Annotated in this window: 20 protein-coding genes and 1 riboswitch; of the genes, 12 read left to right on the forward strand and 8 right to left on the reverse strand. The window is 32.0% G+C overall.

Features of this window, described 5'->3' with window-relative positions; translation table 11 throughout:
- Positions 1–174: riboswitch (cobalamin riboswitch) on the forward strand. This riboswitch is flagged as partial in the annotation.
- Positions 175–206: 32 nt separating this feature from the next.
- Both VKY47_RS11655 and VKY47_RS11660 read left to right on the forward strand, forming a co-directional pair.
- Complete coding sequence (locus VKY47_RS11655; protein WP_324312982.1) at positions 207–2,042, forward strand: TonB-dependent receptor plug domain-containing protein; 1,836 nt, start codon at positions 207–209, stop codon at positions 2,040–2,042.
- 4 nt (positions 2,043–2,046) lie between these two features.
- Positions 2,047–3,111 carry a YncE family protein gene (locus tag VKY47_RS11660; protein ID WP_324312983.1) on the forward strand — a complete coding sequence of 355 codons (1,065 nt, stop codon included), beginning with the start codon at positions 2,047–2,049 and terminating at the stop codon, positions 3,109–3,111.
- Positions 3,112–3,198: 87 nt separating this feature from the next.
- On the opposite strand, the gene VKY47_RS11665 is transcribed toward VKY47_RS11660, so the two are convergent.
- Entirely contained in the window at positions 3,199–4,632 is a 1,434-nt protein-coding gene (locus VKY47_RS11665) for a S41 family peptidase (RefSeq protein ID WP_324312984.1), read from the reverse strand.
- A gap of 138 nt (positions 4,633–4,770) precedes the next feature.
- On the opposite strand from VKY47_RS11665, the gene VKY47_RS11670 reads away from it, so the two are divergent.
- The 4 genes from VKY47_RS11670 to VKY47_RS11685 are packed head-to-tail and all read left to right on the forward strand — an operon-like array spanning position 4,771 to position 6,910.
- Complete coding sequence (locus tag VKY47_RS11670) at positions 4,771–5,280, forward strand: RNA polymerase sigma factor (RefSeq protein WP_324312985.1); 510 nt, start codon at positions 4,771–4,773, stop codon at positions 5,278–5,280.
- Positions 5,267–5,743, forward strand: coding sequence for a hypothetical protein (locus VKY47_RS11675; protein WP_324312986.1), 477 nt, complete (start codon positions 5,267–5,269; stop codon positions 5,741–5,743). The genes VKY47_RS11670 and VKY47_RS11675 overlap by 14 nt, the downstream gene beginning before the upstream one ends.
- 52 nt (positions 5,744–5,795) lie before the next feature.
- On the forward strand, positions 5,796–6,362 hold the full coding sequence (locus VKY47_RS11680) for a DUF4252 domain-containing protein (RefSeq protein WP_324312987.1): 567 nt from the start codon (positions 5,796–5,798) through the stop codon (positions 6,360–6,362).
- A gap of 5 nt (positions 6,363–6,367) precedes the next feature.
- Positions 6,368–6,910 carry a DUF4252 domain-containing protein gene (locus VKY47_RS11685; protein WP_324312988.1) on the forward strand — a complete coding sequence of 181 codons (543 nt, stop codon included), beginning with the start codon at positions 6,368–6,370 and terminating at the stop codon, positions 6,908–6,910.
- Positions 6,911–6,965: 55 nt separating this feature from the next.
- On the opposite strand, the gene VKY47_RS11690 is transcribed toward VKY47_RS11685, so the two are convergent.
- Together VKY47_RS11690 and purB are read right to left on the reverse strand one after the other, a co-directional pair.
- Complete coding sequence (locus tag VKY47_RS11690; protein ID WP_324312989.1) at positions 6,966–7,184, reverse strand: hypothetical protein; 219 nt, start codon at positions 7,182–7,184, stop codon at positions 6,966–6,968.
- Position 7,185: 1 nt separating this feature from the next.
- Positions 7,186–8,529, reverse strand: a complete 1,344-nt coding sequence (purB, locus tag VKY47_RS11695; protein WP_324312990.1) for an adenylosuccinate lyase — start codon at positions 8,527–8,529, stop codon at positions 7,186–7,188.
- A gap of 368 nt (positions 8,530–8,897) precedes the next feature.
- On the opposite strand from purB, the gene VKY47_RS11700 reads away from it, so the two are divergent.
- Together VKY47_RS11700 and VKY47_RS11705 are read left to right on the forward strand one after the other, a co-directional pair.
- Positions 8,898–9,371: a heme-binding domain-containing protein gene (locus tag VKY47_RS11700; protein ID WP_324312991.1), complete on the forward strand. Its 474-nt coding sequence runs from the start codon at positions 8,898–8,900 to the stop codon at positions 9,369–9,371.
- Positions 9,372–9,487: 116 nt separating this feature from the next.
- Positions 9,488–10,720: a glycosyltransferase gene (locus VKY47_RS11705; protein ID WP_324312992.1), complete on the forward strand. Its 1,233-nt coding sequence runs from the start codon at positions 9,488–9,490 to the stop codon at positions 10,718–10,720.
- Between the two features lies 1 nt (position 10,721).
- Here VKY47_RS11705 and VKY47_RS11710 read toward each other — a convergent pair whose 3' ends face one another.
- The 3 genes from VKY47_RS11710 to VKY47_RS11720 form a co-directional block, all read right to left on the reverse strand.
- The gene (locus tag VKY47_RS11710; RefSeq protein WP_324312993.1) at positions 10,722–12,635 is read right to left on the reverse strand and encodes an adenylate/guanylate cyclase domain-containing protein; all 1,914 of its coding nucleotides are present in this window, start codon (positions 12,633–12,635) and stop codon (positions 10,722–10,724) included.
- 37 nt (positions 12,636–12,672) lie between these two features.
- Positions 12,673–13,170: a hypothetical protein gene (locus tag VKY47_RS11715; RefSeq protein ID WP_324312994.1), complete on the reverse strand. Its 498-nt coding sequence runs from the start codon at positions 13,168–13,170 to the stop codon at positions 12,673–12,675.
- Positions 13,171–13,372: 202 nt separating this feature from the next.
- Entirely contained in the window at positions 13,373–13,930 is a 558-nt protein-coding gene (locus tag VKY47_RS11720) for a thioredoxin family protein (RefSeq protein ID WP_324312995.1), read from the reverse strand.
- Positions 13,931–14,066: 136 nt separating this feature from the next.
- Between VKY47_RS11720 and VKY47_RS11725 the strand changes: the two genes are divergently transcribed.
- The 3 genes from VKY47_RS11725 (at position 14,067) to VKY47_RS11735 (ending at position 16,348) form a co-directional block, all read left to right on the forward strand.
- Positions 14,067–14,402: a tRNA-binding protein gene (locus VKY47_RS11725; protein WP_324312996.1), complete on the forward strand. Its 336-nt coding sequence runs from the start codon at positions 14,067–14,069 to the stop codon at positions 14,400–14,402.
- A gap of 3 nt (positions 14,403–14,405) precedes the next feature.
- Positions 14,406–15,320 (forward strand): bile acid:sodium symporter family protein, encoded by a 915-nt coding sequence (locus VKY47_RS11730; RefSeq protein WP_324312997.1) that lies wholly within the window; start codon positions 14,406–14,408, stop codon positions 15,318–15,320.
- A gap of 71 nt (positions 15,321–15,391) precedes the next feature.
- Positions 15,392–16,348 carry a 1-acyl-sn-glycerol-3-phosphate acyltransferase gene (locus tag VKY47_RS11735; protein WP_324312998.1) on the forward strand — a complete coding sequence of 319 codons (957 nt, stop codon included), beginning with the start codon at positions 15,392–15,394 and terminating at the stop codon, positions 16,346–16,348.
- A gap of 59 nt (positions 16,349–16,407) precedes the next feature.
- Here VKY47_RS11735 and VKY47_RS11740 read toward each other — a convergent pair whose 3' ends face one another.
- Positions 16,408–16,806, reverse strand: coding sequence for a PUR family DNA/RNA-binding protein (locus tag VKY47_RS11740; RefSeq protein WP_324312999.1), 399 nt, complete (start codon positions 16,804–16,806; stop codon positions 16,408–16,410).
- Between the two features lie 136 nt (positions 16,807–16,942).
- On the reverse strand, positions 16,943–18,697 hold the full coding sequence (locus tag VKY47_RS11745; RefSeq protein WP_324313000.1) for an ABC transporter ATP-binding protein: 1,755 nt from the start codon (positions 18,695–18,697) through the stop codon (positions 16,943–16,945).
- A 147-nt stretch (positions 18,698–18,844) separates the two neighbouring features.
- Here VKY47_RS11745 and VKY47_RS11750 point away from each other — a divergent pair, with 147 nt between their 5' ends.
- Positions 18,845–19,948, forward strand: coding sequence for a Glu/Leu/Phe/Val family dehydrogenase (locus VKY47_RS11750; RefSeq protein WP_324313001.1), 1,104 nt, complete (start codon positions 18,845–18,847; stop codon positions 19,946–19,948).
- The last annotated feature ends 249 nt before the right edge of the window (positions 19,949–20,197 follow it).

Raw genomic sequence — 20,197 nt, forward strand, 5'->3', positions numbered from 1 at the left:
TTTTTGAAGCTTTTTCAAATTCGTAATTTGTCCGTCGTAATTCATTAATTCTTGAACTGTTCCCGCAACTGTAAGCTACAAAGCTTCATGTAAAACTTCAATGTCACTGGATATATCTGGGAAGACCTACATGAGGACGCAAGTCAGGAGACCTGCCATTTTCATCAACTTAATTTAAAAGTTTTCGGGAAAAGAACTTTAAGAATATGAAGCAGGTTTTTAGCATTTTTATATTATTACATATATGTGTTGTGGCATGGGCTCAAGCACCTATTTATACTATTCAGCAACTTGATGAAATTGTTTTAAAAACCGATAGGTATTTAGAAACGTTTTCAGACACACAGCTTACCAGTGTTTTAAACGACAGTGTTTTAGTTAGGAGTGCTTCATCTTTAACACAATTACTCAACAATAACGCTTCCATTTATTTTAAGGAAAATGGTTTAGGCATGGTGTCTTCACCTTCTTTTAGAGGCACTACCGCCCAACAAACAGCTGTTATTTGGAATGGTATTAATATTAATTCCCAATTTAATGGGCAGACAGATTTTAACACTGTTAATATAAGAAACTTCGATAATGTTACCGTTAGAAGTGGCGGAGGAAGTGTGTTGTATGGAAGTGGGGCCATTGGTGGTACCATCCATTTAAACAATGATTTACAATTTAATTCTGCTTTTGAAAACAATCTTTACGCCAGCTATGGAAGTTTTAATACTTGGGATGTTGCATATAATGGAGGCCTATCATCTGAAATATTTTCTATAGATGTTGGATTGAGCAGAACCAGTTCTTCAAACGATTATCCTTACGTAGATAGTAATAAAACCAATTTGAATGGTCAATTCTATAACAATACATTTTCGGTAAATTTTGGTTATAAACTAAATAATAAGAATGTTATCAAGCTCTACAGTTATTTATTTGATTCTGAACGTCATTTCTCGTTGATATCTCCTACGGAAACTCCAACAAAATACCAAGATTTCAATACTAGAAACCTTTTAGAATGGCAAGGGTTTTACGGGAAGTTTATTTCCACATTAAGATTAGCATATATCACAGAAAATTATAAATATTTCCAGAATATAGAAAAGAGTACGTTTAGTTTTGGTGAAGCAACATCTTATATAGGAAAGTATCAGTTAGATTATAAGCTTCTTAAGAATGCAAATTTACAAGGTGTTCTAGATGTAACCCGTACATCTGGTGAAGGTTCTGATATTGCCGAAAACAATCGAACTATTTCAGGATTTAGTTTGTTGTTTAAACAGACTTTCAAAAAGTTTTTATATGAAGCCAGTTTAAGAAAAGAAATCACCAATAATTACGAAAGTCCTTTGCTGTATAGTCTAGGGTTGCAATATCGTGTAACACCTTATTATGCGATAAATTTGAATGGTTCTAAAAACTTTAGAATTCCAACGTATAACGATTTGTATTGGTTTGGAAGTGGAAATTTGGAGTTGAATCCAGAAACTTCCAATCAAATAGAATTAGGTAATGAATTTACATTTAACAAAATATCCTTTTCGGTAGTAGGTTTTTATAACGATATTAAAAACATGATTCGTTGGCTACCAGCAGGAAGTATTTGGAAACCAGTAAATACAGATCATGTATTAAGTTATGGATTGGAAGCCAAATTACAGATAGAACAACAATTTCAATCTCATAAAATAGCATTAGGAAGTACGTATGCTTATACGGTTTCAGAAAATAAAGACACTGAAAAACAACTTATTTATGTGCCATATCACAAAGCAACAGCCATATTGAATTATCAATATAAACGTATGTCTGCCTATTATGAAGCCTTGTATGTAGGTGAGGTGTTTACTTTATCAGATAATAATCCAAAATATATATTGGATGCTTATGTGCTCTCCAATGCTGGAGCAGAATATGCCTTGGGAAAAAATCGCAATTATACTTTAGGAATTCAAATTAAAAATCTTTTTAACATCAATTACCAAGCAGTAGTAAATAGGTACATGCCTGGAATTAATTATAACTTTTATATAAACCTTAATTTTTAAAAAAATGAAAAACGTATTTAAATTTTTAACTTTAGTCTTAGTATTTGGTTTTTTAACCACATCTTGTAGTAGTGATGACGACCATAGTGTAAATCCACCAGTTTCTTTAGGTGCCTACGAAAACGGTATTTTTGTAAGTGCAGAAGGTGGGACTCTTTCTGGATCTGTATCTTATATTTCTAATGATTTTTCTACAACAGAAAACAATGTGTTTTTTAATGTAAATAGTGAAGATTTAGGAACTTATGTTCAATCAATGGGTTTTAATAATAACAACGCTTATATAGTTGTTGATAGCAACATTATCCATGTAGTAGATAGAAATACGTTTGAAAAAGAAGGAGCTATCTCTACCGGTTTGATGTTGCCTAGATTTATAGCTTTTGCTGGAGGTAAAGGTTATGTAACCAATTGGGGTGATCCTACAGATCCTTCCGATGATTATATAGCGGTAGTAGATTTATCAACTCATGCAGTTACAAACACCATTCCTGTTGGAGAAGGTCCAGAACAGATAATTAGTGTTGGAAATAAATTATATGTGTCTCATAAGGGTGGATATAATTCTAATAACATTGTCTCGGTTATTAATATTTCAGATTCTGCCGTTACGACTATAACGGTTAATGATGTTCCAAATAATATGATTATCAATAGCTTAGGGCAATTAGTAGTGCTTTGTGAAGGGAATGCAGCATGGACGGGAAATGAGACTTCAGCTTCAATTTCTAAAATAGATTTATCTTCAAATACGGTTGTACAAACATTAAGCTTTGCCGATGGTGTACATCCAAGTGGTATGGACTATGCTAATGGTAAAGTGTATTATCAATCTAATAATGAGGTTTTTGAGTTGAATGATTCAGCAAGTTCATTGCCAAGTACTTCTTTTATAAACTTAGGTGCCATATCTACTTATGGAATGGCTGTTAAAGATGATAAATTATATGTAACAGACGCTAAAGATTTTGTGTCTTTAAGCGATTTGGTAGTTTTTGATTTAAACACCAAATCTATAATTAATACGTTTGAAGTAGGATTGATAGCTTCAAAAATTTATTTTAATTAATGTCTTATTAGATATAATTATATAAATTATTTTTAACAAAAGACCTGTCAGATTTTATTCCAAAATATCGGGAACTGGCAGGTCTAATTATTTTCTGTCAATATACATCCTGTTTTTTGTAAGCGTGAAATCCTTGCTATCTCCAACGATTTCAAAAGCGCTAAAAGGAGGTAAAGACATTCTGCCACCATTCATTATTTCTTGCAAAGCAATGGCCAATAAGGTTTCGTTTGGATCTCCTAAAACTCCTAAATTTCCATAGTTTTCTTTAATTGGAAAAGTTGGATCCAGACCATCGTTATAATCTGTGTTCCCAACAGCATTTAGAGTTTTCAATATTAAGGGCTGCATGGCATATGTGTGGATAGGATTGATGTTATTACTACTAAAATCGGGAGAATCAAAAAGTGTAATCGAAGCTTGATATTTTCCGGTTGTGGTTGTTCCAATTTGTACAACATCGATATACGGATGTAAACAGTTTATTACCAATTCGCTAGCAGAGGCGGTACTTTTGCTTGTTAAAATATAAACCTTACCAAGACTCAAACTGTTTAATGGCGTTCCATTATCGTTGTTTTTAAAATTATTTATTAAAGCATTTGGGTCCAATTGCGATTGAATCTCGCTATTCCATTGCTCTGTACAAAAAACCTGTCCAGTAAATTGCCCAGTAATCATGCTCGATAATAAAATAGCCGTATTTACCGAACCTCCAGAATTATAACGTAAATCCAAAACTAAATTCTGAATGTTTTGCGATTTAAAATAACCAAAGGCATCGTTTAATTGCGAATCGAAATCCCTTGTAAAACCGTTATACATTAAATAACCCACATTTTGGTTGGCCACTTCTAAAACTTCTTTTATAAAAACAGGATTTTCAGTATAAGGCGTTTTGGTTAAGTTAATACTTTGATGGATGGGTTCTATGGTATCATCACTTGTATCTTCTGTGCCATTATCGTTATAAACGGCTAAGTTTATAGTGTAATTATTAGGGCTTAATAATTGTTTGTAATTAGTTACATTTAAAGAGACGCCATTAATAGCATGAAAAATATCTCCGCGTTTTAGACCTTTGTTTTTAGCATCGGTATTAGGTAAGACATAACGTACGTAACCAAAAACTTCGGAACTAGTACTGGAAAACCGGACCAATCCAAATTCCATTCCATTGTTATAGGTTGTTCCATTGAGTTGTTGTTGCAATTCAATATAATTATCTGTTATCCAACTAAATCTATCAATGGATTGTCTATGGAAGATGAGACTTTCAAATAAATCTTCAGGTGAAGAAAAACTGTTTATAAAACTGTCATATTCAGAATCGGTAAATCTATTGTTTGCTAAATTAGGTACTTCATCTTTATATAAATAATATCTATTTAGACCTTTCCAAACAAAATCGTTTAAGTCTTTTGTTGATGCAGGATAATCGTCTAAATCCTCAAAACATCCAACAGTAATAAAGGAGAATAAAAATAATAGGCTAAGTAATTTTAAATGTTTGGTTTTCATATTAGAACTTTTTCTTCCGAAGAATTAGAATAAAAGTACTTACTTTATCTTAGACTAAAAATTTTTTGTAACAAAACAACAAGTGTATCGTCGTAATAATATGCAGACGTAAACCAACTGTAAAAACCAAACCAAACTATGACACAGGCAGAATTTTTAAATATAGTCATGCCTTTTAAAGATAAAGTCTTCCGATTAGCGAAACGATTATTGGTTTCGAAGGAAGAAGCTGAAGATGCTACACAGGAGATTTTGTTGAAATTGTGGAATAATAAAGAGAAAATTGAAGACTATAAAAATGTTGAAGCATTTTCTATGACGATGACAAAGAATTTTTGCCTAGATAAATTAAAATCCAAACACGCACAAAATCTAAAAATTGTACATAGCAACTATGAAGATAAAAGGACCTCTTTACAAAAACAGATTGAATTAAACGACAGTGTAGATTGGGTAGCAAAAATTATAGAGAATTTGCCAGAACAACAAAAACTGGTCATTCAATTAAGAGATATAGAACAATACGATTTGGAGGAGATTGCAAAAATGCTAGACATGAATAATACAGCAGTTAGAGTGGCTTTATCCAGAGCAAGAAAAACAATAAGAGAACAATTAACTAACACACATAGTTATGGCACTAAATAATATAGAAAACTTACTTGAAAAGTACGAAAACGGAGAGACAAGTCTAAAAGAAGAGCAGGAGTTAAGAAGCTATTTTTCTCAAGGGACTATTGCACCACATTTGGAAATGTACAAACCTATGTTTGCTTACTTTTCCATAAATCAAAAAGAAACGTTTACCAAAACCGTTCCATTAAAATCTAAGAAAATATTCAGTTATAAGTGGATTTCGGTAGCAGCGGTAGCAGTTCTTTTATTAGGCTTCTATTTTAGTATGCCTGTTTTCCAAGAAGATGAAGATTTAGGAACCTTCGACGATCCAATAATGGCTTATAATGAAGTGGTCAAATCTTTAGAATTAATTTCCAACAGTTTAAATAAGGGAACTGAAAAACTAGGTTATCTAGATCATTTGGATTCCGGAATATCGAAGGTTGGTTACCTAAGTGAAATGGAAAACAAAACAAAAATAATTTTTAAATAATCCCCTAAAAAAATATAAAATGAAAACGATAAATAAATTTAAAACAAGTAAAATGAATAATAAAGCAATCCTTTTTTTAATGGCTATTATGTTATTGCCATTAACATCCATGGCACAGGATATTTTTGCTAAATACAGCGAAAGTCCAGATGTAACCTATGTGTCCATTAAACCCAAAATGTTCCAAATGTTAGCTAAAATGGATATCAATACCGACGATCCCGAAGCTCAAGAATACCTAAATATGGTAAACAGTATTACTAGTTTTAAAGTAATAACTACAGGAAGCAAAGCCATTTCAACAGATGTTTCTAAATGGGTGCAATCCCGTAAAAGTGCGCTGGAAGAATTAATGGTGGTAAAAGATAGTGGTGTAAACATGACCTTTTATGTGAAGCAAGGAAAAGACGAAGACCATGTAAGCGAATTCCTAATGTTTGTAGATGGTTTAAGTGCTGTTACTAAAGATTTGGATGTGAACATGAATGGTGAAAAACGAGAATTTGAAACAGTTGTTGTGTCTTTAACAGGAAACATCGATTTAAACCAGATTTCGAAACTTACAAAGAAAATGAACATTCAAGGTAGTGAGCATTTAGAGAAAAAAAGTAAAAAATAAGACTTATGAATTCATCCATCAAAATAATACTATTCAACTTACTAGCATTTATATTGCTAGTAAGTTGTAATCAAGGAGAATCTCTACAAACTTATTTTGTAGATAATCAAGAAACTCCAAATTTTATTTCGGCAGATATTCCTACAACTATTGTAGAACTGGATAAAAGTACTTTAACAGAAGACCAGAAGGAAGCTTATAACTCGGTAAAAAGATTGAATTTTCTAGGATTTAAAATCAATGAAAACAATCAAGATGTTTATAACGAAGAGCTTTCCAAAGTGAAATCCATATTAAACGATAAAAAGTATATTGAACTGATTGAATTTAATGATAAAGCAGCCAAGGTAATTGTTAAATATATTGGTGACGACGATGCGGTTGAAGAGTTTATTGTATTTACCAGTTCGAAAGATATGGGCTTTGGTATTGTTAGGATTTTAGGAAACAATATGCGTCCAGAGAAAATGGCAACACTTGTAGATGCTTTTCAAAATGCAGATATTGATAGTTCAAAATTTGAAGATGTTATTAAGTTTTTTAAATAAGAACAATCCTTAAGATTAATAAAAAAGGCTTCTGATTTCAGAAGCCTTTTTTATTTTAAATAGTTCCATTTTTGGAATTTTCTTCAATATCAGTTTCCTCATCTTTTTCAAATAAATGTTTGCTGCTTAGTAAATTAGCAACCACTAGTGCAAATAAGAGTAAAAGTACAGCAACAATCACGTGATTATCTAAAACATCTATAATGCCTAGAATGGAGAAGCCAAAAGTTACTACGGCGCAAATAAGTAAAGATTGTTTGTCTGTAAGTATCATATTATATTCCCGTATAATTACTTGGAGTAATGGCTTTTAATTCCTTTTTAATCCCATCTGAAACCTCTAAGGTATCAATAAAATTTGAAATCGATGTTTGAGTAATTTTTTCGTTAGTTCTTGTCAAGCCTTTTAAAGCTTCATAAGGATTTGGATAAGCCTCACGACGTAAAATGGTTTGGATGGCTTCTGCCACAACTGCCCAATTGTTTTCTAGATCTTCTGCAAATTTACTTTCATTTAAAAGTAATTTGCCTAACCCTTTTAAAGTAGATTTAAATCCAATAAGTGTATGTCCAAAAGGCACGCCAACATTACGTAAAACAGTACTGTCAGTCAAGTCTCTTTGTAGTCTTGAGATAGGAAGTTTAGCCGATAAATGCTCGAAGATGGCATTGGCAATTCCTAAATTTCCTTCGCTATTTTCAAAATCGATAGGGTTTACTTTATGTGGCATGGCAGAGCTTCCAACTTCACCTTCTTTAATTTTTTGTTTAAAATATTCCATGGACACATACGTCCAAATGTCCCTGTTTAAATCGATTAAAATGGTATTGATGCGTTTTAAACAATCAAACAAAGCGGCCATATGGTCGTAATGCTCAATTTGTGTCGTTGGAAACGAATGTTGTAATCCCAATTTTCCTTGAACAAAATTCTTTCCAAAAGCTCTCCAATCGATGTTTGGATAAGCCACTTTGTGCGCATTAAAATTCCCTGTAGCTCCACCAAATTTAGAGGCACTTGGAATGTCGTTTAATAAATTAAATTGTTCTTCCATTCTAACAACAAATACAGCGATTTCCTTTCCTAAGCGGGTAGGAGAAGCTGGTTGCCCATGGGTTCTAGCAAGCATTGGGATGTTTTCCCAATCTTTAGAAAGTTCTTTTAATTTATCGCGAAGAATAATAAATTCCGGAACGTAAACATCGTTCATGGCTTCCTTAATGCTTAAAGGAATTGCTGTATTATTGATATCTTGAGATGTTAATCCGAAATGGATAAATTCTTTAAATTCTGAAATGCCCAAGGCATCAAACTTGTCTTTTATAAAATACTCAACGGCCTTCACGTCGTGATTGGTGGTTTTTTCAATCTCTTTAATGGCTGAAGCATCTATCGTTGTAAAATTTCTATAAATAGCACGTAACTCTTCATATAAATTTGGATTGAAAGCTTTAAGTTGAGGTAAAGGTTGCTCACAAAGTGCAATAAAATACTCAATTTCTACTTGTACACGATATTTAATTAATGCTTCCTCAGAAAAATAAGGAGCTAATTCGTTTACTTTATTTCTATAGCGACCATCGATAGGAGAAATAGCATTTAGAGATGTTAAAGACATGATTTGTGTTGGTTTTTGTGAGTTTTCAAAAATGTTTCAATGCATATTTTAAAGATGCAAAGATAAGGAAATGATTTACGATAGACGATTTATGATTTATGAATTATAAAGTAATTTGACGACTTCTTAATCTTTTTTAAAATGTGTTTGGCACGTGCTTTAAAAGTCGAATTCCGTAAATGATAACTAGGTTGTAAAACCAGCACCAAATCCTAAGAGATCCAATTAAAAATGTTCTCAAAAAAGTACAACCTATTAATGTAGATTTCTACAGACTTTTTGTGCGAATGATTGCTATTATTTATTCGTTTCAAAGTTTGTTTTTAGTCATAAGAAATACTTATTTTTAATATCTTAAATTAATTAAAATGAAAACTACAAAAAAAATATTATTCGTAGTACTGATTCTATTTGTTGTAGCACAATTTTTTGGACCACAAAAAAATAATGGAGATCTAGCTTCTGTTGAACCTTTTTTAATTGAAACAAATCCGCCAGAAAACATTAAAGCCATCTTAAAAGAAAGTTGTTACGATTGTCATGCCAACGTTACTAAATATCCTTGGTATGATAATATAACGCCCGTAAACTACTGGTTGGCAGAACATGTTAAAGATGGAAAAAAGCATTTCAATATGTCCAATTGGGAAGGTTTATCTGTAAAGAAAAAAGACCACAAAATTGAAGAACTTATTGAAATGGTCGAAAAAAAGGAAATGCCTTTGCCTTCCTATACTTGGACACATCAAGAAGCCAAGCTTTCTGATGCGGAAATTCTAGATATGGTAAATTGGGCAAAACAAGTACGTTTTAAATATAGTTTGATTCCGAAACCAGAGTAACAGTATTGAGCTTCAATTAGCTGTTTGCTGTTTTTACGTATATTTGAATAGAATTTGTAATTCTGTAAAATTCAATCAGAAATTCTAAGTAATAACCCCTTATCATTCTTGTGTTTGTGGCAAAAAACCTTTTAATTATTGGATATGTTTGGCCGGAACCGAAAAGTTCTGCTGCCGGAACTAGGATGCTGCAAATCATTCAATTATTTCAAGCGGATAATTACAGCATTACTTTTGCAAGTCCTTGTGCTAAAAGTGCTAATGCATTTAATCTGGAAAGTATAGGAGTAAAGCCGGTTGCCATAGAACTGAACCATTCCAGTTTTGATGGGTTTGTGAGAAATTTAAATCCAAATGTGGTTTTGTTCGATAGATTTATGATGGAAGAACAATTTGGTTGGCGTGTATTAGAACAATGCCCTGAAGCTTTGCGAATTCTTGATACTGAAGATTTACACGGATTGCGTAAAGGCAGGCAATTGGCATTAAAAACAGGAGAACCTTTCAGTTTAAATTATTTATTTAATGATACGGCAAAACGTGAAATAGCTAGTATTTATAGATGCGATTTAACTTTGATTATTTCTGAAGCTGAAATAAACCTTCTTAAAACAGATTTTAAGGTTCCTGAATCTCTTTTGTTGTATTTGCCGTTTTTATTGGATAAAATCTCAAATTCTGACATTGAAAAGCTTCCTAAATTTGAGAAAAGAACAGATTTTGTTAGCATTGGAAATTTTCTACATGAACCTAATTACAATGCCGTTTTATATTTAAAAGAAACTATTTGGCCATTGATTAGGAAACAATTGCCCAAAGCTCAACTTCTTGTTTATGGGGCTTATGTGCCTCAAAAAGTTAATCAGTTACATAACGAAAAGGATGGGTTTTTAATAAAAGGTTTTGCGCAAGAAGTTTCAAACGTCATGCAAAATGCAAAAGTTTGTTTGGCTCCTTTACGATTTGGAGCTGGACTAAAAGGGAAATTGGTGGATGCCATGCAATTTGGAACCCCTTGTGTTACAACAAGTATTGGAGCAGAAGGGATGTTTGGAAAATTGGAGTCCAATGGTTTTGTGGAAAATGATCCGAAAGAGTTTGTAAACAAATGCGTTGCCTTGTATTCGGATGAAAAAATTTGGATGGAAAAACAGCAAAACGGATTTGACATTATCAATACCCGATTTCAGAGAGAATATTTTCAGAAACAGTTTCTTAAGAGAGTTGAAGAGACAACCAAACAACTTTTCACACATCGATTAAACAACTTCACGGGACAGATGCTTCAGCATCAACATATGCAAAGTACAAAGTATATGAGCAAATGGATTGAAGAAAAGAACAAATAGATTACTGTTGGGTATCATCGGAAATTTGATTGATATTTAGGTAGTTATAGAATGTTTTATCCTTAATTCTATTAATAAAATACATGTTCATTTGGCCTTTGTTTTTAACTTCAAAGGTTCCTCTAAACTCACATTCAAAAGCATCTTTAACTAGTTGAAAGGTGTTTTCGGAAATATTGATTTTATCTATTAAAGAAGTTTCTTCCATTCTAGATGCAATGTTGACGGTGTCTCCCCAAATATCATAAGCAAACTTTTTAGTGCCAACTACTCCAGCAACAACAGGACCTGTATTAATTCCAATTCTAAGATCGAAAGGCATTATATTGTTTATGTTTGATTTTCTGGATTCTTTGGCAAACTGTGAAATTTCAAGTGCGGCAAGAACCATTCTAATGGCATGGTCGTTAGATGGAAATGGCAGACCTCCTGCACACATATAGGAGTCTCCAATAGTTTTGATTTTTTCCAATTGGTATTTTTCAATAATCTCGTCGAATTTAGAAAAATAATAATCCACACTTTTCACCAAATCTTCTGGTGATAATTTTTCAGAATAGCTGGTAAAATTTTTGAAATCTGTAAACATAACAGATACTAAATCAAATCTTTTGGCCACTACTTTTCCGTGTTTTTTTAACTCCAAAGCTGTTTGCTCGGGCAGAATATTTAACAATAATTTGTCGGACCTGTTTTTTTCATCTTCAATAATTCGCTTTGTTTTATTTATAAACTTATTTCTTCTATAAAGTCCAAACGCCAACGTACAAATTAGTATTAAAGCAATGATAGTAGCGAACACAATGGTTTTCTGGTTTCTTTTTTGCTGATTGAGCAAGGCTACTTCAATTTCTTGGTTTTTTTTCTGCTGAGTCAGTAAATCTACTTCAACCTGCTTTCGGGATACTTCAAAATTTGTTCGAAGATCTGCCATTTCCTGAACTTTAAATAAGTTACTAACACTGTCCTTAAACTTAGAATATTCTTTAAAATAGTTTAAGGAGTTTTTGTAGTTACCCGCGTCTTCATACAATTTGGAAATTTGCAAAGCAGCTTCACTTATTTGATCTTTTAAACCATATTTAGTAGCTAGTTCAAGACTTTTTTCAGAATAATTTAGAGCAGCTTCTCGGTTTCCTTGATTTAGATAAATATCAGACATATACGTTAGGTAAACTGAAATAGGGTAGTACAACTCTAGATTTTCTAGAATTTCAATGGCTTCGTTAATATGCGCCTTTGCAAGACTGTCTTTGCCTTGTTGGGCATAAACCATCCCCATGTTTCCTAAGTTAAAAGCGGTGCCCTCTAAAGAATTGATTTTTTTGAAGATATAACCAGATTCCATAAAATAAACAATGGCTTGGTCGTATTGTTTGTTTATAAAATACTCGTCACCTAAATTAGATAAGCCATTAGCAAAGTTTAGAGAATCGCCTTCTTTTTTCAATAAATCTATACCGATTTCATAATAATTAATGGCATTTTTATGATTTCCCATCAAAGAATACACATCGGCAATTACAATATTTACTAAGCCTAAATCTCTGTCTATCTTATTTTTGCTGGCAATATTGGCTGCCTTAAAATAACTGTCTAGCGCTTGTGTAAAATCACTTTTTAATCTTAGGGCCGTGCCTTTATTCAAGTAACCAAGAAAGAGATAATCTAAGGAATCGCTTTGTTGGGCTGAAGCAATTAAATCATCACTGTAGCTTAGTTTGACATTTGGATCGCGTTCTTCTGAGGATAGTTCTTTTAGGATGTTTAATTTGTCCTGTTTGTTAAAACCTTCTTTGTTATATATAGATTTTAAACTATCAATATATGCCGAGTTTTGGGTAAATCCATTAAGACAGAATAAATATAAAAAACCCACGAGCAAACTGGCTCTAAGTGAAGCTAGGTTTTTCATATACAAAATGTTTTGTATTTATTAAGTGATTATTTGTTTAAGGCTTTACAGAAATCTTTGGATCAATTTCAAAGGAGATATCTTGCATCCTTCCTGAATTAATTACGTTAAAATTAATGGAGTATTTTTCCTCAAAGCCCTTTGCGCTTTGTTTTACAGTACCTCTTACAATTCCAGGAGGCCTTTGGCTTGCGAATAACACTTCTCTATCAAAAACATTATCCCCATCGTAATAGTTTATGGAATAGATGTGTACTTCGTCTTCATTTGGGTTACTAGTTGATTCCCCTCTCCATACTATGGTATCTCTTGCACTAACATGAATGATGAATTTTGTGAGATCGCCAGTATAATTAATAGGGTCTCGATTTGGCGATTCAATTTTAAAGGAACATACTTCGTCAATGTTTTCTTTAGTAATGTTTCCAGTATCTACGTAAAGCGTAATGGTATAGATAGTTTGAGAAAAAGCGTTTTGGCTAAATGAAAATAAGAGAATAGCGGATACAATGAAAAAACGATTAGATGATTTCATATTGTTTGTGTTTTTTAGTTAGTACTGGATGTAACTTTTTTAACAAAAAAGTCATTCACTATTAGCTACTAATTAATATGCACATTCAGGTAGGGAAACTTGTGCTACTTAGGGAAAATGTAAAATCAATATTTAAATATAGTAAATATTATTTAATAATTTATAATAAAGGTATTTATAGTTTTAGGTTTATATGGCATGATTAAATTTTCCACTTAATGTTACATCCAATACTGGGCTTTTGTGTACTTGTGTTCTTTTTATTTTCAAGAATACAGTTTAACGCATTACGGATGTCATTTCCAGTAACTGGAACATCGTTTTCTGGTCTGGAATCGTCTAATTGCCCTCTGTACACCAATTTTAAATCTTGATCAAAAACATAAAAATCTGGAGTACAGGCCGCTTGGTAGGCTTTGGCAACTTCTTGGGATTTGTCGTATAAATACGGAAAGATAAAGTCTTGATTAAAAGCATTTTTTTTCATTTTATCCGGCGAATCTTGCGGGTAGTTTTCCACATCATTACTTGAAATAGCAATAAACTCTACACCTTTGCTTTTAAAGTCCTTTGCTAATTGGCTTAATTGACCATTAACATGCTGTACAAACGGACAATGGTTACAGATAAACATAATAACGGTTGCTTTTAATCCCTTTAAATCTTCTAGAGAAAAATTTTCATTAGAAACCGTATCCATTAAAGTAAAAGAAGGAGCTTTAGTTCCAAGAGGAAGCATGTTTGATGAAGTTCTTGCCATTTTTATATGTTTCTACCAAAAATATAAATTATAATCCAAATGATAAGAATTACATGGATATACTTATATTGCAACACGTTTTATTATAAAAATATATTTTTTTCACTTTAAAAAAACCAACCAAGCTTTCTTAAAAATGAGTGAAATCATTCCATTTGAAGATTTTGTAAAAGTAGATTTACGTGTAGGGACTATTTTGGAAGTATCCAATTTTCCTGAAGCGCGAAAACCTGCTTACCAGTTAACCATAGATTTTGGGGATTTGGGAATAAAAAAAACATCTGCTCAGATAACCACTTTATATAATAAAGAAGATTTACTACACAAGCAAATTGTAGCAGTTGTAAATTTTCCAAGAAAACAAATAGCTTCTTTTATGAGCGATTGCTTAGTTTTAGGGGCTGTAAATGGGAAAGATGTTATTCTTTTAAATCCAGAAATAAAGGTTAAAAATGGCACAGCTGTTCTATAATTTATGAGAGAATTAGATCAAGTAAAAATTAATTTTGATAGTCAAGGTCTCTGGGTTTTAAACTTAGCTCTAGCCGTTATAATGTTTGGAGTGGCTTTAGGAATTAAATTTGATGATTTTAAACGTCTATTTAAACAACCAAAATTGGTTTTAATTGGAATCTTGTTGCAATTTATATTATTGCCCTTCTTTACATTTTTGCTTGTTTTAATTGTTAAACCACAACCTAGTATTGCTCTTGGAATGATGATGGTGGCAGCGTGTCCCGGTGGAAACATCTCTAATTTCATGACGCATTTGTCCAATGGAAATACGGCGCTTTCCGTAAGTCTAACAGCTTTTGCTACTTTTATTGCAGTCTTTATGACACCTTTCAACTTTCAGTTCTATGGATATTTGTACGAGCCTACTTCTATACTACTAAAAGAAGTGCAATTAAATCCATTTGAACTTTTGGAAGTTGTAATTTTAATTTTGGGAATTCCATTGCTGTTGGGTATGTTGTTGCGAGCTAAAAATGAAAAACTTGCTATTTTAATTTCTAAACGTTTAAAGCCACTCTCAATCATTGTTTTTGTGCTTATTGTTATTTTGGCTTTTAGCAATAATATCGATGTGTTTAATGCTTATGCACATCATGTAATTTGGATTGGAATCCTTCATAACTTGTTGGCTATTGCACTTGGATTTACAGTGGCTAAAGCTTTTAATCTATCATTCGAAAATCAAAAAACCTTAGCCATTGAAACTGGTATTCAAAATTCCGGATTGGGACTTTTATTGATTTTCACCTTCTTTAATGGGTTAGGAGGAATGGCTATTTTAGCTGCATTTTGGGGCGTTTGGCATATTGTTTCTGGCTTGGCTATTTCTTATTATTGGTCTTTTAAGGACAGAAAAATACTTGAAGTCACTTGAGAAATCTTTGGTTACATACAGTTAGGGCCTACATAGCGATTGGTCTGTTTTTTTATTACAAAAAAATTATTGTGGTTAAGGAAAAAAATATTCCTATAAACAAGCCTATTCTGTTTTTGTCCAACCATCAAAATGCCTTAATAGATGCTTTATTAATTGCTGCCACTTCAGGGAGATTTTCTTATTTTTTAACAAGAGCTAGTGTGTTTAAAAAACCATTGGTTTCCAAACTGCTCCATAGTGTAAATATGTTGCCTGTTTACAGGGTTCGGGATGGTTGGAGTACCCTTAGTAAAAATAATTACATCTTTAAAACCTGTACAGATAAACTAAAAACAAATCAAGCCGTTGCCATTTTCCCAGAAGGGAATCACCATATTAATAGAACGGTTAGGCCGTTAAGCAAGGGTTTTACCAGAATTATTTTTGAAACCTTAAGTAGTTACCCAGATTTAGATTTGCAGTTGGTTCCAATTGGTCTTAACTATAAAGAAGGAACTACTTTTGGAGATAGTGTGGCTTTGTACTACGGAAGTCCCATTTCTGCTAAATCGTTGGTATCTCAGTTTTCAAATGAAGAAATTATTGCTTTAAGACAAACCATTAAAAACCAAATAAAAGGTTTAACAACACATATTGATCATGCTGTATATGATAAAACCATAGCAAAACTAAAGGCTTTGAATGTGGATTATTTAAACCCGATTGCAGTTAATAGGTGCATTGAATCCAATTTTGAAACATGTGAAACAGCTCCAAAGCAAACTGTAAATTGGATGAAACGATTTTTTAAAGGTTTACTCATTCTAAATCTTCTAGGGCCATTTATTATTTGGAAATACGCTATAAAACCAAAAATAGAAGAAGTAGAGTTTATTGCTACTTTTAGGTTTGCACTAGCTATAACTTTAGTGCCATTCTGGATTGTATTACATGGTGTTATTATTGCTCTAAATTTTGGCATTTTCTATTTGGCAACTTATCTTGTAAGCACTTTTATTGTGGCTCTATTAAGTGTGAAGCTTTAATTTTTGGCACAAAAAAAGCCACTACTAAGTAATGGCTTTTAAAATAATTTTATTGATTTTTAAATATCATCGAAATCAATATCTGTAAATTTCCCTGTACTAGGTGTGTTATCATCTGTACCAACTACATTCGTTTCAATAGTATCATTATCGTATTCTTTTTTGAAATCTTTTTGATGACGTTCACTTATAACTTCGTCGCCTTTTTCATTTATAATATAATCGGTCATTTCATTTAAAATAGTACCGAATTCCGAAAAATCCTCTTTATATAAATAAATTTTATGTTTTTTATAATGAAACGATCCATCGTCATTTGTAAATTTTTTACTTTCTGTAACTGTTAAATAATAGTCACCTGCTTTTGTAGATCTAACATCAAAGAAATACGTCCTTCTTCCGGCTCTTAATACTTTAGAAAAAATCTCTTCTTTCTCCATCATATCATTATTATCCATAATCGTATTGTTGTTTATAAAAGTTTCTCAAAAATCTAAAAAAAACAATTACTAACCAACAATTTATGTCAATACTTTTAATCTAATTTTATTTATGAGAAACCCGCTCTACATCAATTGTTAGAACAATAGGTGATTACTTATTGCTTTCACTTAATTGTTTTAAGTAGAGACTTCGGTAATATCCGTCCATATCTATAAGCTTGTTATGGGTTCCAGATTGAACGATTTTTCCATCGTCCAGAACAATAATCTGATCGGCATTTTTAACCGAAGAAACTCTATGACTAACAATAATGGTGGTTTTTCCTTTGGCTATGGTATGTAAGTGATTTAGTATTTTTTCTTCAGTTTCTGTATCTACAGCCGATAGAGAATCGTCAAAAAGCAAGATTTTTGGATCCTTTACAATAGCTCTAGCAATAGAAATACGTTGTTTTTGCCCTCCAGAAAGTGTGATGCCTCTTTCGCCTAAAACCGTATCGTAACCTTTATTGAATCCGAGAATGTTTTTATGGACCTGAGCGTATTTAGCTGCCTGAATAACTTCTTCATCTGTAGCATCTTCTTTTCCAAATTTAATGTTGTTTTTAATGCTATCGGAAAACAAGAAGGCATCTTGTGGTACATATCCAATGCTATCTCTTAAACTTGTTAAATTAAGTGTGTATATTGGCGTGTTGTCTATAAGTAATTCGCCTTTTTCTATATCGTAAAGTCTTCCAATAAGGTCAAGGATGGTCGATTTTCCAGAACCGGTTTTTCCTATAATAGCTAAAGTTTTTCCATGAGCCAGTTTAAACGAAACACCTTTTAATGCTTCAATATTGGTGTCGTTATAGGTGAAATGAACATTTTTAAACTCAATATCTCCAATTATATCTGATGGGGTTTCAATGGGATTAGTAATTTCCGGAATGATTTTTAAAAATTCGTTAATACGTTTTTGCGAAGCTTCCGCTTGTTGTACTATGGAAGTCACCCAACCTACAGTTGCAACAGGCCAGGTTAGCATGTTGACATAAATAATAAATTTAGTAATTACGCCTAGACTAATAGTTCCTTCCATATATTGAATGCCTCCAACATAAATAACAATTAGGTTACTAATACCAATAAGCAAAATCATCATGGGGAAGAAAAAAGCATTCACTTTTACTAGACTTAATTGTTTTTGTTTGCTTGTTTCAGATAATTCGCTAAAATTACTTGAGGTTTCATTCTCTAGACCATACGCTTTTATAATAGAAATACCACTAAAGGATTCTTGGGTAGAAGACGATAAATGAGATAAATACTGCTGCACAACCGTACTTCTTTTATGTATTTCCTTACTTAATTTATAAATAATAAACGATAATATTGGTAAAGGAATTATGGTATAAAGTGTTAGTAAGGGAGCTTGTTTGTACATAAAGACTATAACAATTACAAAAAGAGTGAAGGTGTTAATGCTATACATAATTGCAGGACCAGCATACATGCGTACGCGCCCAACATCCTCACTAATTCTATTCATTAAATCTCCAGTTCTGTTGTTTTTATAAAACTTTAAAGACAGTTTTTGATAGTGTTGGTAAACTTCATTTTTTAAATCGTATTCAATAAACCGAGATACATTTATTATGGTCTGTCTCATAAAAAAAGTAAGTACTCCGGTAATTAAAGCAGCGCCAATAATATAAATTATATTGATAAGTAACTCCTTCTTAACAGTAGCGATATCTGTTACTTCACCCTGTATATATAAGTTTACGATATCTATGGACGAACCAATTAATTCTGGAGTAAATAATAAAAATATTTTAGCTACAATTGTTATTAAAACACCAATTACTAGACGCCATTTATACTTTAAAAAATACTTATTAAGATGTTGTAATTCTTTCATTTAAGTCTTTAAGAAAAATAAAGTTTTTAACAAATTTTCTTTTTATCATTAATAATTTGTGAATACCTTATTAATGGATTAATTTTGCCCTTTGTTTTTAATGATTTGTCATTAAAACACAACTTATAACTTTAAAATATAATTAAAATGGTTACAGACGTTATAAAAGCAAACGAACTTTATAAAGCAGATCCGGTTTTTGGTCAACTTTCATTCGATAATCATGAACAGGTTGTGTTTTGCAACGACAAAGATACAGGATTAAAAGCAATTATTGGAATACATAATAGTGTTTTAGGACCAGCACTTGGTGGTACCAGAATGTGGAATTATACCAACGAATGGGAAGCCTTAAACGATGTACTTCGTTTATCAAGAGGAATGACTTATAAATCTGCCATTACTGGATTAAATTTAGGTGGAGGTAAAGCGGTGATTATTGGGGATGCAAAAACTCAAAAAACACCAGAGTTAATGAGAAAATTTGGTGAATTTGTTCACTCATTAAGTGGAAAATATATTACGGCTGAAGATGTTGGAATGACCACTGCAGACATGGATACAGTAAGAGAAGTAACTCCTTATGTTACTGGAATTTCTGAAGCTATTGGTGGTGCAGGTAATCCATCTCCAATTACTGGGTATGGTGTTTTTATGGGAATGAAAGCTGCAGCTAAATTTAAATTTGGATCCGATGTTTTAGAAGATAAGGTTATTTATGTTCAAGGTATTGGTAATGTAGGAGAGGCTCTTGTAGGACATTTGATGGATGAAGGTGCTAAAGTTATTATTTCCGATATTAACCAAGAACGTTTAGAAGAAATCAGTAAAAAATACGGAGTTACAATTTATGCAGGAAATGACTTGTACTCTGAAGAAATGGATATTTACGCACCATGTGCTCTTGGAGCTACAATTAATGATGATACCATTAATAAATTTAAAGCAAAAGTAATTGCCGGAGCAGCAAACAACCAATTGGCTGTTGAACAAATACATGGAAAGTTATTACAAGAAAGAGGAATTGTTTATGCACCAGATTTCTTGATTAATGCTGGAGGTATTATAAATGTATATGCTGAATTGGAAGGTTACGATAAAAAAGAAATTATTCGTAAAACAGAAAATATTTACAATACAACTTTGGAAATATTAAACAATGCCAAAACAAATAACATTACAACCAATCAAGCGGCTTTAAATATTGCTCAAAGCAGAATTGATGCAAGAAAAAAAGAGAATAAGAGATAATTATTTAAAATAACATTATTTTTGCACGGCGAAAGTTATTTTAACTTTCGCCTTTTGCATTAAAATTTTAAGAGAAGGCTTTTAAAATGGCAGCTTAAAATAGTAACACCATATTAATTACAATTTAATATTGAAACATTTAGTTCTTTGTACATATGCTTAACAGAAGACACATTAGAATAAAAGTCATGCAAACTATTTATTCCTTTAAAGGAGGAGAAAGCGATAGTTTTGATAAAGAACAAAGAT

It is taken from the genome of Xanthomarina sp., assembly GCF_035306705.1.
GTDB lineage: Bacteria > Bacteroidota > Bacteroidia > Flavobacteriales > Flavobacteriaceae > Xanthomarina.

Excerpts from the sequence above, each read along its gene's own strand:
- VKY47_RS11730 (WP_324312997.1), top strand. The coding sequence starts at position 14,406 with ATGAGAGAATTAGATCAAGTAAAAATTAATTTTGATAGTCAAGGTCTC.
- VKY47_RS11725 (WP_324312996.1), top strand. The coding sequence starts at position 14,067 with ATGAGTGAAATCATTCCATTTGAAGATTTTGTAAAAGTAGATTTACGT.
- VKY47_RS11710 (WP_324312993.1), bottom strand. The coding sequence starts at position 12,635 with ATGAAAAACCTAGCTTCACTTAGAGCCAGTTTGCTCGTGGGTTTTTTA.
- VKY47_RS11675 (WP_324312986.1), top strand. The coding sequence starts at position 5,267 with ATGGCACTAAATAATATAGAAAACTTACTTGAAAAGTACGAAAACGGA.
- VKY47_RS11690 (WP_324312989.1), bottom strand. The coding sequence starts at position 7,184 with ATGATACTTACAGACAAACAATCTTTACTTATTTGCGCCGTAGTAACT.
- purB (WP_324312990.1), bottom strand. The coding sequence starts at position 8,529 with ATGTCTTTAACATCTCTAAATGCTATTTCTCCTATCGATGGTCGCTAT.
- VKY47_RS11665 (WP_324312984.1), bottom strand. The coding sequence starts at position 4,632 with ATGAAAACCAAACATTTAAAATTACTTAGCCTATTATTTTTATTCTCC.
- VKY47_RS11740 (WP_324312999.1), bottom strand. The coding sequence starts at position 16,806 with ATGGATAATAATGATATGATGGAGAAAGAAGAGATTTTTTCTAAAGTA.
- VKY47_RS11670 (WP_324312985.1), top strand. The coding sequence starts at position 4,771 with ATGACACAGGCAGAATTTTTAAATATAGTCATGCCTTTTAAAGATAAA.
- VKY47_RS11660 (WP_324312983.1), top strand. The coding sequence starts at position 2,047 with ATGAAAAACGTATTTAAATTTTTAACTTTAGTCTTAGTATTTGGTTTT.
- VKY47_RS11745 (WP_324313000.1), bottom strand. The coding sequence starts at position 18,697 with ATGAAAGAATTACAACATCTTAATAAGTATTTTTTAAAGTATAAATGG.
- VKY47_RS11680 (WP_324312987.1), top strand. The coding sequence starts at position 5,796 with ATGAATAATAAAGCAATCCTTTTTTTAATGGCTATTATGTTATTGCCA.
- VKY47_RS11655 (WP_324312982.1), top strand. The coding sequence starts at position 207 with ATGAAGCAGGTTTTTAGCATTTTTATATTATTACATATATGTGTTGTG.
- VKY47_RS11750 (WP_324313001.1), top strand. The coding sequence starts at position 18,845 with ATGGTTACAGACGTTATAAAAGCAAACGAACTTTATAAAGCAGATCCG.
- VKY47_RS11700 (WP_324312991.1), top strand. The coding sequence starts at position 8,898 with ATGAAAACTACAAAAAAAATATTATTCGTAGTACTGATTCTATTTGTT.
- VKY47_RS11715 (WP_324312994.1), bottom strand. The coding sequence starts at position 13,170 with ATGAAATCATCTAATCGTTTTTTCATTGTATCCGCTATTCTCTTATTT.
- VKY47_RS11720 (WP_324312995.1), bottom strand. The coding sequence starts at position 13,930 with ATGGCAAGAACTTCATCAAACATGCTTCCTCTTGGAACTAAAGCTCCT.
- VKY47_RS11685 (WP_324312988.1), top strand. The coding sequence starts at position 6,368 with ATGAATTCATCCATCAAAATAATACTATTCAACTTACTAGCATTTATA.